The following is a 16,924-nucleotide window of genomic DNA, read 5'->3' on the forward strand; positions in this document are numbered from 1 at the left end:
TTTCCATCCTAACTGTAATCAATATGTTTGCATAATTTGGACACCAATAGCCTGTCAATATATGTTAATTAGACAAATCTGCCAGTTCGCCGATTTATTTAAGTACAGTTAAACGGATTTCATTAGATTTAACGGAAACGTTAACCATCGCCGGAAACTGTTTAACTCTTAAAACCCCTATTTTAAATCTAAGATTTATTCATCCTGCTAGAGCTAACGCTTTTTAGATATCCAAAAGGTATGAATAAGAAAGGACTTTCAGAATCCGATATTAAAGCAAAGTTCATTACCCCATCCATTACTAAGAGTGGTTGGGATGAACTTACACAAATTGGCAGAGAAATCTATTTCACAGATGGCCGTATTTATGTGAAGGGGAAAATGACTGCTAGGGGTAAGAGAAAGTTTGCAGACTATATCCTCTATTACAAACCCAATATTCCAATAGCCATTATTGAAGCAAAGGATAATACTCATACGATTAAGAGTGGGATTCAACAAGCTTTGAACTATGCCAACACATTGGATATACCGTTCGTTTTCAGTAGTAATGGTGACGGTTTCTATTTCCATGACAAGACCGCAATAGATGGTGATATAGAAAAGGAACTGACAATGGATCAGTTTCCATCACCTCATGAATTATGGTCCAAGTACCGAAAATATAAAGGGCTCGAAACGGAAGAGGCAGAGCATATAGCTGCTCAGGATTATTTTCAGGATGGAACAGGTAGAACGCCAAGATACTATCAACAGATCGCCATCAACCGAACAGTTCAGGCTGTGGCTAAAAAGCAAGATCGCATTCTGTTGGTAATGGCAACTGGCACTGGAAAAACCTATACCGCTTTTCAAATTGCCTACAGACTTTTCAAATCGAAAGCCAAGAGAAAAATCCTCTTCCTTGCTGATCGCACGGCACTGGTAGACCAAACAGTTCGAGGAGACTTTCGCCATTTCAAAGATGCTATGTCGGTCATCAAGAAAAAAGTAAAGGTGATAGATGGAAAAGAAACATTGGTTTCTAACAACAAGAGAGGTATTGACTCTTCAGATAAAGCCTATGACATTTTCTTGGGACTATACCAGGGGTTGAGTAATTCAGATCCTGAAATTCCAGATGCATTCAAAGATTTTAGCCCTGACTTTTTTGATCTAATTATAGTTGATGAGTGTCATAGAGGCTCCGCCAAAGAGGATAGTAAATGGCGTGAAATTCTTGAATACTTCAGCAATGCCACACATGTTGGGTTGACTGCCACTCCAAAAGAGACGAAAGAAGTTTCTAACATCGAGTACTTCGGCAAACCAATTTATACATACTCCCTAAAGCAAGGAATAGATGATGGTTTCTTGGCTCCATATAAGGTAGTTAAAATAACCCTTGATATTGATGCTGATGGCTGGAGACCGCCTAAAGATTATTTGGATAAATCCGGTAATCCTGTGGAAGACCGCATTTACAACAGAACAGATTTTGACAAAAACATAGTCGTTGACGAAAGAAGGAAGTTAGTCGCTGCCAAGATTACTGAGTTCTTAAAAGGTCATGACCGGTTTGCAAAGACCATTGTTTTCTGTGTAGATATAGAGCATGCTGAAGGAATGAGAACGGCTTTGGTAAATGCAAATGCTGATTTGTATGCTAAAAACAACAAGTACATCATGCAGATCACGGGAGATAATGAAGAGGGTAAGCGTGAGCTTGATAGCTTTATCAACCCAATAGAAAAGTACCCTGTGATAGCTACTACTTCAAAATTGATGACAACTGGAGTAGATGCTCAAACCTGTAAATTGATTGTTCTGGATAGCAACATAGGATCAATGACCGAATTCAAACAGATCATTGGACGTGGCACTAGAATCAATGAAGAATACGGCAAATCCTACTTTACCATCATGGATTTCAGAAATGCTACAAACCTTTTTGCGGATTCGGATTTCGATGGAGATCCAGTGATGGTCAAAGAGTTTGGAGAAGGAGATGATCTTGACAATGTTGAGGATAATCAACCTGATGAAGAGGTTATTGATATTGTCGATGGAGAGCCTGTTGATTTCCCAGAACCCCAGGAATATCCCAATATAGAATTAGGAGGCACAACTGTTAATGAACCATTCGAAAAAATCAGAGTTGATGGAGTTCGTGTACAGGTTGTTAATGAAAGGGTTCAATACATAGATCCAGCTACTGGTAAGTTGATCACAGAAGACTTAAAAGATTATTCTAAGAAGAACATCACCGAACAGTTTGCTTCTCTTCAAGACTTCCTGAATCGTTGGAATGCTGCTGATCAAAAAAAGGCCATCATAGAAGAGTTAGAAGAACAAGGAATTTTGTTTGAAGCACTCCGAGAAGAGGTTGGTAAAGACTTTGACCCATTTGATTTGATCTGTCATGTGGCTTTTGAAGCTAAGCCTCTGACTAGAAAAGAGAGAGCAGAAAACGTCAAAAAAAGAAACTATTTCACCAAATATGGTGAAAAAGCACAAGCTGTTCTGGAAAGTCTTCTTGACAAATATGCCGTAGATGGACTAGTGACCATCGAGAATACTGAAGTACTCAAAATGGCTCCCATTAATAAGCTTGGCACACCATTGGAATTAATCAAGGCTTTCGGAGACAAATCCAAATATCTGGAGGCTTTAAAAGAATTAGAAAAAGAACTTTACGAATCTGCTTAATGGAACAACGGATTGAAATAATCAACAACTGGAACCTAAAAAAAGTAATAGGAGAAATCGAAAACGGCAATATGAAAATCCCACGTTTTCAACGTGGGTATGTTTGGGAGAGGTCCAAAATTGTAAAACTCCTAAACAGTATATATGCTCAATACCCTATCGGTTCTTTCTTCATTTGGATGGCAAATAAGCAATACAAGAACTTTTCAAGGGAAATTGATGGACTAAACTTGCCAACTGATCCAGAATCCAACCTGTACAGCTTTATCCTTGATGGCCAACAAAGGATCACATCCTTATATGTGGCTCTAAGAGGTAAAAATCTGAACAATACAGACTATGCTTCAATCTGTTTTAATTTGGAAAAGGCTGAATTTCAAATCCCAAGATTAAAAACAGAAAAGCATAACATACCTGCTTTCAAACTCTTTGACACAAAAGAATATGGAGCAGTTTTAAAAGAGTATACTCTATATGATGTAGAGAATGATACCAATTACTCTGAAGTATGGAGTGAATGCTTGCAAGTTTTCAGCGATTATCCAATTAGTATAATTAAGACGCTGAAAATGGACTTAGAAGAAGTTGTAGACATATTTGAAAGAATCAATCAGGGAGGTAAGAGACTTTCTTTGTTTGATTTAGTACATGCAAGTACATGGGCTCCATCTTTTGACTTGCGAGACAAAATCAAAGAATTCAATTCCGAAGAAAACATTAAGTCATTTGGAGGAATTGAGAATGAAGTTTTTACGCAAGCTTTAGCATTAAATAGTTTCGGAGATTGCCGAAATCAAAACCAGTTAAAGCTTAATCATGAATTATGTGAAAAGCACTGGAAACAGACCACAGAATCCATTAAACTCTCCATGGATTTTGTTAAAGGATTTGGAGTTCGTTTTGTGACGTTTTTGCCTTATAATTCATTTTTGCCAGTCCTACAGCTGTATTTCTATCATTCAGGAAATAAAGCTGTCAAGAAGGAGCATAAACCATTTATTGAAAACTGGTTTTGGACGGCTACTTTCTCCCAACATTACTCAAGTTCTAGTTTGACAAAAATGAAGGAAGATGCTGACTGGATCAAATCATTAATTTCAGGAAACTTAACTGAGAATATATTTGGCGTTACTCTTACATTAAAAGAGCTTTCCAGGGTTAGCATGCAAAATAATTCCGTGGTAAAGAACGGGGTTCTATGCTTAATGGCATTGAACAATCCTAAAGATTTTGACAATGGACAAATTGTTATTCTGGACAAATCCAATATATCAAAGTCCAATGGTAAGGAAAATCATCATTTCTTCCCATATTCCCTCAAAGAATCATTCAATACGGATGCTAAAGGGATTAATAGTTTGCTGAATTTTGCACTCATATCTGCCCGACTAAATCGAGAAATAAGTAACAAATTCCCATCTGATTATTTAAAAGCTTACGCCTATGAAAACAATAATATTGGTGAAGACTTGGATAGTCATTTCATTTCCACTGAGGCTTTTAATTATGCTTTAGCTGATGACTATGAAAAGTTCAGAGAAACTCGTGGGCAGATGATTTTAAATGCAATATATAGTAAAGTAAGAGTGGGTGAATATGCAGATAATCAATCACTTGAAGATAAAGACATAATAGAAGAAAACATCGAATTCGAATTATCTGAAGAATCAGAATAAATATGGCCAACGTAAGTGCAGTTGTAAGTAGCGTAAGGAATATCATGCGTCAGGACAGAGGTATCTCTGGTGACGCTCAGCGATTGGAGCAGCTCGGCTGGATGCTCTTCCTCAAAATCATGGATGACAAAGACCAGGAGCTGGAGGTGATCAAAGACAATTACATCTCTGTAATCCCTGAGAAATTCCAGTGGCGCAACTGGGCATCTGATCCGGAAGGAATCACCGGAGACGAACTATTAGACTTCATTGATAGTAATGCAGAAAGCAATCTGGGTCTTTTTGCTTCACTGAGAAACTTAAATGTGCCAGCACACCCTAAACGTGCAGCCATAGTTAAGGAAGTGTTCGAAGGTTCTAATAACTACATGAAGTCCGGCTATGAGATGCGTAAGGTCATCAATAAGCTGAATGAGATAGACTTCAACAGCTCGGAGGACAAACACATCTTTGGCAACATTTACGAGAGCATCCTTCAGGAACTCCGTGATGCGGGCAACAAAGGCGAGTACTACACGCCTCGTGCGGTGACACAGCTCATGACCCAGATGACCGATCCGAAGCTTGGTGAAAAAGTCCTGGACCCGGCCGCAGGGACAGGTGGTTTCCTCACGGCAGCTATAGACCATGTGCGAGAGCAATATGTGAAAACAGTGGATGACGAACACATCCTCCAAAAAAGCATCACAGGTTGGGAGCTGAAGCCGGTGGCATATGTGCTGGGACTCACCAACCTCATCCTGCACGAGATGGATGTGCCGGACTATCACTACATGGATAGTCTCAAAAAAGAATACAACAGCATTGGCAAAAAAGACCAGGTGGACGTGATCCTGGCCAATCCACCATTTGGGGCAAGCATAGCCGAAGGAGTAGAAACCAACTTCCCGGCCAGCTACCGATGCAAGGAATCTGCTGATCTCTTTGTAATCTTGATGCTGCAGCTGCTCAAACCCAATGGCCGTTGTGCCATCGTCTTGCCCGATGGATCTATCACTGGTGAAGGCGTAAAAGCCCGCATCCGCGAAAAGCTCCTGACCGACACCAACCTGCACACCATTGTTCGCTTGCCCCAGAGTACGTTCTTCCCGGCCACTGTCAGCACCAACTTGCTCTTCTTCGAAAAAGGCAGCCCAACAGAAGAAATCTGGTACTATGAACACCGACTACCCGAAGGACAGAAAAGCTACTCCAAGACCAAGCCCATCCAGTTTGATGAGTTTGCACCGCTGATCAAGTGGTGGGAAAACCGTGAAGAAGGAGAACAAGCCTGGAAGGTGAAAATAGAAGACCTCAAAAACTGGGATCTGGACATCAAGAATCCTAGCAAAGTAGATGAAGAAGAAGTCTTATCCACAAGTCAAGCTTTAGAGAAATTGAAAAAGTCGATTTCGAAATCAAATGGTTACATCTCAGAATTAGAAAACCTTCTCAGCTGATGAAATCTTACACAATTTCAGATTTTCTTCGGCGAGTAAAAAATCCAATCGATTTGGATGATTCGACAAGTTATAAGCGTGTTACGATAAAGACCAATCATCAGGGAGTATATCTAAGAGATACAGAAATTGGCGCTAGGATTGGTACAAAAAAACAGTTTGTTATTAATGGAGGTGACTTTATTCTATCAAAAATAGACGCTCGATATGGTGCCTTTGGTATAATTCCACAAGAATTAGATGGAGCTATTATCACTGGTAATTTTTGGACATACAGGGTGGATACTTCTTTGGTAGATTCTGAATGGTTTTTCTACTTTACCCATTCCTACAATTTCATTGAAATTTGCAAGGAATCAAGTGCCGGAACCACCCATAGAAAATACTTGGATGAAACAAGGTTTTTGAATCACAAAATTGATCTTCCCTCTATTTCAGATCAAGCTAAAATGGTTAAGCGCTATAAGGGATTATCAAAAATTTCGAATAATTGCCTTACTGAAATCCAAACCCAAAAGCAGCTCCTTTCACAACTCAAACAATCCATACTTCAGGAAGCCATCCAGGGTAAGCTCACCACAGACTGGCGTGTACAAAACCCTAATGTGGAACCCGCCAGTGGTTTACTAGAGCGCATCAAATCCGAGAAACAAAAACTCATCGACGAGAAGAAGATCAAGAAAGAAAAACCACTACCACCCATCACCGCAGATGAAATCCCATTCGATCTTCCCGAAGGCTGGGTGTGGTGTCGGTTGGGAGAAATAATCGAGTTAATCTCAGGACAGGATTTCGATAAAAGTGGGTTTTCAGAAGATAATAAAGAAGGAGTTCCATATTTAACTGGTGCCAGCAATTTGAAGGATGAAAAGGTGATATTGAATCGTTGGACAAAAGCACCAAGATCTATTGCCAGGAATGGAGATCTATTGTTGACATGCAAAGGGTCCGGGGTTGGTAAGATGGCCTTTTTAGATCATCAGGAAGTACATATTGCAAGACAATTAATGGCAATAAGGAGTGGTATCATAGATCTTTCATATATCAAATATTTACTTGCTACTAAGCTAAGCTTGTTTCAAGACGAGGCTAAAAGTTTAATTCCTGGAATCGATAGACCAATGGTGCTCAATATTGTTGTTCCGCTTCCAACATTATTAGAAATTGAAGCCATCGTCCATAAAGTAGAATCCCTGATGGACAAGTGTCGTGCCCTGGAAACCGAAATCACCCAAAGTGAACAACATGCCCAGCACCTCATGCAAGCTGTGCTGAAGGAGGCATTTGAGTCAGAAGACAAAAGCTATACGAATCCGGAACCACCACTCAGCATAGCCGCAGAAGAAAGGGGGGAGTATGGCAAAAACTGAACTAAACCTTTAAACAATGATAGAAATTAACGAAGAAGAATTTACAGGCTTTCGTGCTTCCTATTTTGGAGCAGAAATGATCTGGAGAAATGGAGTGAAACGTGTATTTATTAATCTTGACAATATCCAAAACATAATCTTTGAGGAAAAGAAAGATGTTTTAACCATACTAATGGCAGGATCAGAAAATATCATCATCAATTCAAAAAAAGCAAATAATGCATACAGTGAGCTTCTTAAAATATATCAAGATGCCAAGATGAATTTTCGCCCATATTCAATGGAGTGTAAAGCAACTTCTTGCAATTATTCCTGATTTGTCTTTTCTCTCAACTATTCTATACCATATAGTTACCCCGAGGAATAACAACATGAGAAAGGTGAAAGTGTGGCAAACATTGTATTCATTCTAAAAATGGATTAATAATACATGAAGCAAGGCAAAGTAGGATATATCTCTAAACCAGTATTAGATGGAGTGAGAGGTTTCGAAGATGCTCAGAAGCTCAAGATGGAAGGTTTGATTGATTCATTGATCACTTTTGACTACTTCGCAAATTTCCATCTCGATCCGAGCACATCTGTCAGTAGTGTCTATGCCGTAGCCTTCAATATCATTTCTCGGGGTACTCCTACTTTAGCCAGTCCTTTTTTAGAATCTGCACTTTCAAAATCAACTGGTCTGACTCAGGAAAATTCTAATGAGTTTGAAATTGAATTTGGCAGAAGTGAATCCTTTGATCTCAACAGCGTAGTTCGGGCCCTTCACCCTATCGACTCCAGGAAGAAGAATCGTCGAGATTATGTAAATACGGATGTTCTTGATTCTACATTTGAGCGAGACTTCTTATTCAAGTACATTCCTGAGTCTGAATCCTACCTCCCGTTGGTACTAGATTTTCAGAGGGCAAGAAACACCCTTGGAGCTTCAAATGGCAATTTGGGACGAGTTGATTTTAGCTTACAAATCCCTTATTTCGATAACGATGTAAGGCAAAATCGATATAAAAAAGATACCGAGGTACGCTTCCAAAAAAAGTATATTGTAGAAGTAGATGGCAGGCGTTATCATGATCTCAAAATTGATGCATTAAAGGATTTTGAACTAGCTGAGCTGCCCAACAATACACAGCACGTTAGGGAAGACACACTCTTCCAGGATGTTTATTCTTTCCTTCGAACTATTTCTAGAGAAGATTATCTGAAAATCTTGAAAACAAACTTTTCAAAAGGACTAGATGATCTACTCAATTACTATCTTCTCATGCTTACACCTCTTGGTGTTGGTCGCATCCAGTATCTGATACTAAAGTATCTGATGAGTGTCTCAGCAAAAAGTCTTAAAGGCAAACTTAAACTAGCGGTTATTGAACGAGATTTGCCATGTGCTGCATTAGCCATTCAAGATTTGGAGCAATTACTGTCACGCCTAAATAGTTTAGTTGATGAATCAATAGAGATTCCACAAATAGAATTGTCTATTTACTCCAGCAAGGAGTTTGTAAATCATGATTTGCATTTAGGCGTACCAACTAATTTAATCAGTGGATTCAAGGCAGATGGGTTTGATTTGGTCTTGGATATTACGTTGCTCTCACGTTTTTTCACCGTTAGGCATACTCCAGAGGTTAAACATAATTCCCTAATAGTCATCGGCAACAGCCACTATGAAGACACCTCTCAAAAACATTCATTTATTTCAGCCGAATCCATTAAGTATAAAGAGTTGGTGGTTGAAAAAGACAATGAAGAATATGAAGAAATTCCGCAGACTGTTGATAACCTGGAGTATTTCATTCAGCTCTTTTTCAGAAAAAGGAAGTTTAGACCTGGTCAATTACCCATATTAAACAGAGCCTTAAGGGGCAAATCTGTCATTGGACTCCTGCCAACAGGTGGTGGAAAATCACTTACTTATCAGCTTGCTAGTTTAATGCAGCCGGGGATTACAGTAGTTGTTGACCCTATTAGATCGTTGATGCTGGATCAGTACAATAGCCTGGTCAAAATTGGCATCAATAGAGCAGAGTTTGTCAACTCTAGTAAGTCCGGTTCTGAAAGAAGATATATACAGAAATCACTCACCGAGGGGCAACTTCAATTCCTCTTCGTATCTCCGGAACGTTATGTGATCAAATCTTTCCGAGATAGTCTTTTTGAAGCTACTCAAAACGAATTTTATTTCTCTTATGCCGTAATAGATGAGGTTCACTGTGTGAGTGAATGGGGGCATGAGTTCCGTGCAGATTATCTGAAACTAGGCAAAAACATTGTTCAATTCACCAAAACCAAGACAGGAAAGAGTATTCCATTATTTGGTCTCACCGCTACAGCATCTTACGATGTATTGGCAGATATAGAAAGAGAGCTGGAGATTCAGGAAGATGATGGCAATGCCATAGTCCGCTATGAAAATACAGTGAGAGATGAAGTGAACTATCAAATTCTTCAATCATCGATCCCTTCACACAAATTGGAGAATCTAAACCCTCGTGCTATTAGATCAGAAATTGGAGAGCGTAAGCAAAAAGCAGCTGTAAGATGGATCCAAGATCTCCAATCAAGACTCACTTCTTTTCAACCCGCATTACCGGACATTTTAAAAACAAGCTTCGATTCTTATCTACCAGATAGCATAAGAAAGATAACAAGTGATCAGGAATATATTCAAGATCAATTAAAACGGCTTGGCTTAGATGATAAGACCTTCAATAAGGATTCAAAAGTTGAAAAAGTAGGGTCTACAGAAATAGAAAAGACATCTTTTAATTCTGCAATTGTAGTTTTCTGTCCGCATCGTACTGGAGCATTAGGTGTAGAATCATTTGCAAGAATATTCGAAAAAGACATTCCTTCTGAATCAATAGGCACTTTCATGGGTGCTAGTGATTCTGTGAACTCAGAGGAGATAGACAGGGCCTCTTTTGAAAATCAAGAGAAGTTTCTGGCTAATGAGCAATCAATTATGGTTGCAACGAAAGCTTTTGGTATGGGGATAGATAAGCCTAACGTAAGAGCCACAGTACACGCCAACGTACCTGGTTCAATAGAATCTTTTGTACAGGAAACTGGTCGGGCAGGTAGGGATAAAAAACTTTCTATTTCAGCCGTATTCTATAGCCCAAAAGTTCACTTAAAGGATGATAACGAATTTTTTAATGACCGTGAAGTATTGGATTTCTTTCATAGGAAATCCTTTAAAGGTAAAATAAAGGAACGTCAGGTAATCTATGAGTTAAGAAACAAAATCACTTATCCGTCAGCTTCAAGATTGCATCTGCTTCAGGTGGAGATTGCTGAGAGACTTGACAAGGCAAATATTAAATTAAACATAAACAACAACACACTTTATCTAAATGATGCAGAGGATAATTCCTACCTCGGACGAATGGATTTGAAATCCTTAGCTTTCTCTTCGTCTCATGAATTGAGATCCATCAATAGCAATGATCTCACTCTAATCGCAGCTCTAATTAAATCAAGAATAGAAAGCCAGAGTATTGATAGTCGTAGCAGTTGGCTGCAAGATACCGTAGGAATAGAGCCCGCCTCTGGAATTGAAACCAGGCTATTAGAAGCTAGCTATGGTGAAGAAATTCAGATGAAAATTGCGTTCTCTAATACCTATGTTTCGAGAAAAGTAGATAGGATTTTCATATTAAACGCCGACCATTTTAATAAGGTACTTACCGTCCCTGTTATAAAGAAGTTGTTACTGGAAAACCAACTCTCACAAGAGTCCATTAGTAATACCTTATCAAATGCCGTTGAGAATGATGCGACATTTGATCAATTCATACATTCACTGACAGATTCGGAGAATCTTCTAGTTGAGTTAATGGATGAGACGCTTGAAAGAGCATATTATCTCCCTAGAGATAAGTCTGACACAGCTAAAGCTATTTACAGATTGGCCTCCATTGGTGTGATAGATGACTATACAGTTGATTTTCAAAACCATATTTACTACGTCACGGCAATAAAGAAGAAACCTGATCAGTATTTCAAAAATCTTGGCTTACTAATAACAAGATATACATCCAGAGGCTTTGCAGAAATTCAAATAGAAAGATTACATCAAGAGTACGATCCACTTATCGAGAATGGAAAAGCAACAGAGATAGGTGTCTGTATCAACTATCTCACAGACTTTGTTTATGGTCAAATAGCTGACAAGAGAGCACAGGCCATTGATGATATGATCAATCTTTGTGAGACGGCTCTAAGGATTGAGGATCCATTTAAGCAGAATAGTGAAATCAAAGATCATATCTATTACTACTTCAATGCCAAGTACTCTCGACTGAACAATTTTGCATTAAAAGATGATGGTGAAAAGACTCCTGCTTCATTTTTCGATGATAAGGAAATGAACACTTTTGACCTTATCAACAAATACCTGGATTTGACAGAATGGGATAGAACTGCATCTCTAAAAACCAACATCAAACACCTTAGAGGAGCTTGTATGAGAATGCTAAGAGTATTGCCTGACCATGCAGGATTTAGAATACTCAAAGCATATGCCTTGATAGTCTTATCAGAAAACACACAAGGTTTACTTAAAGAGGCTCAGAAAGAGCTTCTGGATGGCTTGGTTCGTTGGCAACAAGAAGAGGCGGATCTTTCTGTGATGGAACAATTTGATTTAATCGAAAAGAAAATACTATCTCATATTAATAACAAACTCGTTCGTGAAGTTCTATCTACTGTTCGCTCTACCTTCAGAATAAAGTATTATGCCCAGTGGACTTCTAAATTTTCAAATCAATTTACTAAAGGCTTAAACTATGCTTAGCGAAGAAATAACCTCATCGATAGATCTCTTACATAAGGAACTTGAAAAACTATCACCGGCTATTGACCTGGTGGCCAGAGCTAATCAGGCTGTTGATGCAGCTAAGACCATTCCGGATCTTCATAAAAACTTGATAGCTCAAATTCAAACTCTGGAAACCGATTTTAGAAATAAACTTGTTGATGAGCTTCAATTAAGTGCATCAGATATTAGTAAGAATGTATCTTCTTTAACGGATTCCCTTACAGAGAGAATGGAGACTATTAAAGCATTTGCAGATAAGCTTGATGGACAATTAAAGGAGAATCACGACTTTATTGATCAAATTAATCTGATAGATTTTCCAGCACGTTTAAACTCTATTTCAGGTCATGTGAGCAATATCTCCTCAGGCTTTAACAATCTGCAAGGAGTTACTACTACTTTGAAAGATGATATCCTGAGAATAGAGAGAGAAAACAATCAGAGGATAAATGAACTGAATGAGTCAGTGAAGTTCAATAAAACGCTTCAATTCGTATCCGTTGGTTTGTTGGTTGTTGTGATTGTACTGATTTTCGTTTTGAAATAAAGCTCGTACATAAACATCCCAAAATGACTTTTAAAGAAGCACCAATTATTGGAAGCCAGGAAAGGAATTTTTGTCTCCAAGTTGTTGAGAGTGTAACAAACATTGGTCGATTTACCCAAGAAGAATTCAAGCTATTTGATCATCAAATAGTTTAAGGAACCAAATAAAGACTTTTAGTTTCACCTTGCCATATCATATTCTGATGAATATTTCTCCGAAGAATACATCATCATTTCCAATGATAGCGAATGTTCAGGATTGAAGATATAAAACGGGAAAAGTCTAATTTTGGAAGTGATACTACTCTACATTTCAATATTTAGTTTTTGGTCAAGACTCACAAAGTGAAGGAAGTCTCAATGAGTTTGAGAAATCAATACATGAGTTGATTGCAAGCATTAATGATTCTGGAATGGAAATTAAAATAACACTGACTAAATTGGATTAAATTATATCTACCTGATAATCAATTCAATGATTAACTAAGAGAAAATGCTGCCCATATATGATGATATAACCTTCCTAGAATTGCTTGAAAAAGGTGGACGAAACAAGCCTTGGTTAATACGAGCATTGATTAATGATACTTATGAAGAATATGTAATCAAACTTTTCTCACAAGAAGCAGAATTAGAACATAGTTTTACTGCCGCAGAAGTTTTTGGTTCTATTTTGGCTGGAGAGTTTGATCTTTCTACACCCGAAGTGGCATTATTTGATTTGAACCAAGAAAACATTTTCAGTTTTCCGCCTGACCAACAAGCAGAAATTGAAGAAAAAGGGTTTGGAGTAAAATTTGGCTGCAAGTACTATCAAGGCTCTCTTGCCTATTCGAAAAAACTCCACAAGGATCAAATTAAGAAAAGAGTTGCCATAGATACTTTTTTCGCTTTTGATCAGTTGATCAACAACGTAGATCGTCAACATAATAAACCAAACGTTCTTTACAGAGATGATGGAATAATGCTTATTGATCATGAACTAGGATTCCGCAATATGACAGATGCTCAGAATAATATCAGAAATGCCAATCCAGGCAATCCGCAAATTCATGGTCACATTTGTTACGAGTTACTAAGTAAAGCAAACAACAACACGAAGAAGAGTTACTTCGAGACCTTTGAGGAGTTATTGAGAACTTTAGATACAAATATTCTGGATCCATACCATGAACAATTACAAAATTTGGACGTTCATTCAGGTAATTTTGCTGATATCAAAAGTTTTCTGGAATTTGCGAAAGCAAATCATGGTTTGTTTATTAGAGTGCTGAAGAGTGTGATCTCATGAAAACTAAAATTAACTACTCAATATTAAAGTACATCCATTCCAGGGTTTCTAATGAAATTCTGAATGTTGGGGTATTGGTAGAGAAAGTAGATAGTAGAGAGTTCGAGCTATTCATTCCAAGTGATTTATCTCGCTTGAGCATATTATACTCTGATTTTAGACCTGGTTTTCTCAAAACATATTTAACATCATTGAAGCAAAAAACCGATGAGTTAAATGCACAGAAGTTTCAGTTGATAATTGAAGATCAAGTAGACCCTAGATCATTCATTCTACGGCCAGATGATACCTCATTGGAGTTTGGTGAATTCAAGCCTGCACTTGTTTCTGATAGTATTCAAAGGTTTATAACTGGATTTGTGCCTAACCTATTCAGTGAAACATCAAGAGAGGAAAGGCATGATGAAGTCTATCTTAAATCAAGATTGTTTAGATCACTTTCCCAATGGAGAGGTATTGAGAATAAAATTAAAAAAGACCAAGAAATCGAGTTTAACCATCTATCATTCAAAATTGACTTTGAATGGCAAAACGGTACAACTAACTTGGTAAAAGCAATAAGTTTCGATTATAAAGATTCTGGTCAAATTAATAATAAGATTGCTCAGTCTGTTGGGTATTTGAATCATTTTCGTGAGTTCGCAGAACAACGCAACTCTAGGTTTGATTTGTTATTAGCTCGGCCAACTGAGAAAAGTACTTTCAAGGATTATGACCGTGCTCTGGATATTTTAAGTGATCTTAAGGTTAATAAAGAGATCATAGAAGAAAATCGAATTGAGCAATATGCAGATCGTACTATTGCATACTTAAGAGATAGTGATTTTTAAATACTTCCTTGGTTACTTAATAATCTAATCGGCAGATAAGATCAAATCATTATAAATCGAATCAAGGATTTGTATCCATGGTAAACACAAAATGAGGTAGCATTCCCAAAAGGGTTTGCTACTTTACTCCTTCTAAGTAGTTGCTTACTGACCAGAGCCAAACACCTTATTGAGTACCATCCGTTGACAATACTCATCCACTCGACCTAAGTCCAGTTCAGTGATTTCAGTAAGAACAACTTCTCCAGCTGTAGCCGTAAGATCGTTAGCCCTTTCCATTTCAGAAACCAGAGTCTCGAGATAAAAAATCTCTGCTTTTGTGTACTCTTTACCATTAATTTGACATTTAATCTCCATTGCCGTGCACTTTGAGTTTGAACGTAAATTCATCCATTTCATCCCACCAGTAGTTGCGTTCAGAGATCAGCTCTTTAGAGCCCTTTAAAGCCATTAGCTCTTTTGTGCTTTTCCCTTTAGGATCTATCAAGTAGATCACTCCATCATTTACTACTCTAAAGTTGATGATATGATCCTCAATTTTTAATGATTGATCCTTGACAATTGGTCGGTGTCTTCGCCAATAGCTAGCATTATTCTCAATATCCTCCTTACCAATATTCGAGTTTTGAGGCAAATAGAGAATCAACTCCTTCAGTTCATATGATGTCTCATGACAGAACTCGTTCGCTTCATGATAATCAATAAAAGCAATTTGCTCCGAAGGACGCTGTGGGTCAAAGCATAAAGGAATTACGACACACTCCAGTTTCTGATCAATCTTTTTCATATAGTTCCTAATGATTTTACGGTCTTCTTTCATAATTAAAATGAGGATTATAATCCTCAAATATATTGATTTGGCTCCGATAGCTTCACTTTCTCAATGGAAAGTGATTTTCGCAAACAAGTCGGAGAACGTCTAATGAACCTCAGATCTAATAATAATCTGAGTCAGGAAATGCTTGCTAACCAAGCTGATCTAGATAGGTCTTATATCTCCCGAATTGAGCGAGGTATTATTTCACCATCTGTTGAAAATCTAAGTAAGATTTGTAATGTCTTGAACACAAGCTTATCCAAATTCTTTCATGACTTTTGAATCAGAAGTCAAAGCCCTTTTTCCAACCATCACCTTTGTTCTGATCTTTCCTAAAGTCTAATTTTTTCTCTGCTTTTTCAGAATCAACTTTAATCTCTTCGATTTGATCAATCAGTTGCTCCGATTTCTGCTCTTGTCTGGTTAATTTCTCCTTATTCAGATCAACATCAATACCTTCTTTTATATGACGAACAGTTTCCTTGATTTGATCTTGAATATCTCTTAGTTCACCTAACAGATGATTTGTTCGTTGGGCGTATTCTTTCACCTGTTCTTCCACCAGCATACCTCTGTAAATCCTTCCATCATTTCGATCATATTTACTCACAAATTCAAAGTAGTCATCCTGCAATTTTCTAAGGGTATCCCTACCATTAATGAAATCAGATCCACTTAGACTTTTGACAGTTTTCTCGCCTTGTCCATTTCTATTTTTCCACTTCCTCGTCTTTTCAATAATGGGCAATGTAATGACGTGAACATGAGGGGTTGTTTCATCAAAGTGAAAGGCCACAGATGCGATATTGTCAAGCCCGTATTTGTCAGCCACGAACTTCACCAAATTGGTCAACATACCCTGTTCATCATAATTAGCCTTATCGTACCAATCCTTGCTAATTCCCAAGACATATTCATGAGCAATTACCGAATTTTTTCGTGGCTTTATTCCCACTTCTTGAAGCCTTTTTTCGATTGATGATTTCAAGTTTTTACCCTCCATTAACTGTTCATAAGAGGTATATCCTCTTTGCCCATTTCTTTCGGGTTTTATGTTGGCTGGAAGTTCTTTTCCATGCTCTTCATAGAGACGAGCATTATGTTCTTCAGCTCCATTAAGTGCTGACATTGAGGTTATCTTTTTTACTCTGCAGATTGGAAAGCTCATGGAAGTTTGATTTAGTTGTTTCCCGTAGGGCCCGCTTAAGAGGAAAAGCTAAGAAGCTAATCACTAGTGATGGATTCTAGCTTTTCCTAGCGGGTCTCATAGGAAAAGCTGGAACCCGCGATGGTTGAGTCAGGTGTATGGTAGATGGTGAAAGAGACGATAGTTAAAAAGTGAATGGTAGTTTGTCTTGTTGGGTATGTTGAAAAAGCAGTGTTGCATGGAGATGTGTACGCAGTAGATAGGTTGTAGTACAAAAGTCGAAACAAGTAAGACGATG

13 protein-coding genes are annotated in these 16,924 nt (G+C 38.0%); 10 read left to right on the forward strand and 3 right to left on the reverse strand.

Going from position 1 to position 16,924, the window contains the following annotated elements; translation table 11 throughout:
- Window positions 1–240: 240 nt before the first annotated feature.
- The 9 genes from hsdR (at window position 241) to NXS00_RS12580 (ending at window position 14,662) form a co-directional block, all read left to right on the forward strand.
- Window positions 241–2,688, forward strand: coding sequence for an EcoAI/FtnUII family type I restriction enzme subunit R (hsdR, locus tag NXS00_RS12535; protein WP_258099548.1), 2,448 nt, complete (start codon window positions 241–243; stop codon window positions 2,686–2,688).
- Window positions 2,688–4,364, forward strand: coding sequence for a DUF262 domain-containing protein (locus NXS00_RS12540; RefSeq protein ID WP_258099549.1), 1,677 nt, complete (start codon window positions 2,688–2,690; stop codon window positions 4,362–4,364). The genes hsdR and NXS00_RS12540 overlap by 1 nt, the downstream gene beginning before the upstream one ends.
- A 2-nt stretch (window positions 4,365–4,366) precedes the next feature.
- Window positions 4,367–5,803: a class I SAM-dependent DNA methyltransferase gene (locus NXS00_RS12545; RefSeq protein ID WP_258099550.1), complete on the forward strand. Its 1,437-nt coding sequence runs from the start codon at window positions 4,367–4,369 to the stop codon at window positions 5,801–5,803.
- The gene (locus NXS00_RS12550) at window positions 5,803–7,173 is read left to right on the forward strand and encodes a restriction endonuclease subunit S (protein WP_258099551.1); all 1,371 of its coding nucleotides are present in this window, start codon (window positions 5,803–5,805) and stop codon (window positions 7,171–7,173) included. Before NXS00_RS12545 ends, NXS00_RS12550 begins: the two co-directional genes overlap by 1 nt.
- Window positions 7,174–7,189: 16 nt before the next feature.
- Window positions 7,190–7,489 (forward strand): hypothetical protein, encoded by a 300-nt coding sequence (locus tag NXS00_RS12555; RefSeq protein WP_258099552.1) that lies wholly within the window; start codon window positions 7,190–7,192, stop codon window positions 7,487–7,489.
- 114 nt (window positions 7,490–7,603) lie between these two features.
- Window positions 7,604–11,971 (forward strand): DEAD/DEAH box helicase, encoded by a 4,368-nt coding sequence (locus NXS00_RS26875; RefSeq protein WP_308709043.1) that lies wholly within the window; start codon window positions 7,604–7,606, stop codon window positions 11,969–11,971.
- Window positions 11,964–12,542 (forward strand): DUF2203 domain-containing protein, encoded by a 579-nt coding sequence (locus NXS00_RS12570; protein ID WP_258099553.1) that lies wholly within the window; start codon window positions 11,964–11,966, stop codon window positions 12,540–12,542. Before NXS00_RS26875 ends, NXS00_RS12570 begins: the two co-directional genes overlap by 8 nt.
- Window positions 12,543–13,034: 492 nt before the next feature.
- Window positions 13,035–13,832, forward strand: coding sequence for a HipA family kinase (locus tag NXS00_RS12575; RefSeq protein WP_258099554.1), 798 nt, complete (start codon window positions 13,035–13,037; stop codon window positions 13,830–13,832).
- Entirely contained in the window at window positions 13,829–14,662 is an 834-nt protein-coding gene (locus NXS00_RS12580; RefSeq protein ID WP_258099555.1) for a DUF3037 domain-containing protein, read from the forward strand. Before NXS00_RS12575 ends, NXS00_RS12580 begins: the two co-directional genes overlap by 4 nt.
- 144 nt (window positions 14,663–14,806) lie before the next feature.
- On the opposite strand, the gene NXS00_RS12585 is transcribed toward NXS00_RS12580, so the two are convergent.
- Together NXS00_RS12585 and NXS00_RS12590 are read right to left on the reverse strand one after the other, a co-directional pair.
- A complete protein-coding gene (locus NXS00_RS12585) occupies window positions 14,807–15,019 on the reverse strand; it encodes a hypothetical protein (RefSeq protein WP_258099556.1) in 213 nt (70 codons plus the stop codon).
- A complete protein-coding gene (locus tag NXS00_RS12590; RefSeq protein WP_258099557.1) occupies window positions 15,009–15,449 on the reverse strand; it encodes a hypothetical protein in 441 nt (146 codons plus the stop codon). The genes NXS00_RS12585 and NXS00_RS12590 overlap by 11 nt, the downstream gene beginning before the upstream one ends.
- Before the next feature lie 96 nt (window positions 15,450–15,545).
- Between NXS00_RS12590 and NXS00_RS26945 the strand changes: the two genes are divergently transcribed.
- Complete coding sequence (locus tag NXS00_RS26945; RefSeq protein WP_373418665.1) at window positions 15,546–15,761, forward strand: helix-turn-helix domain-containing protein; 216 nt, start codon at window positions 15,546–15,548, stop codon at window positions 15,759–15,761.
- Window position 15,762: 1 nt separating this feature from the next.
- Here NXS00_RS26945 and mobV read toward each other — a convergent pair whose 3' ends face one another.
- Window positions 15,763–16,647, reverse strand: a complete 885-nt coding sequence (gene mobV, locus NXS00_RS12595; protein ID WP_258099558.1) for a MobV family relaxase — start codon at window positions 16,645–16,647, stop codon at window positions 15,763–15,765.
- Between the last annotated feature and the right edge of the window lie 277 nt (window positions 16,648–16,924).

The sequence above is a fragment of the Marinoscillum pacificum genome (assembly GCF_024714495.1).
Taxonomy (GTDB): domain Bacteria; phylum Bacteroidota; class Bacteroidia; order Cytophagales; family Cyclobacteriaceae; genus Marinoscillum; species Marinoscillum pacificum.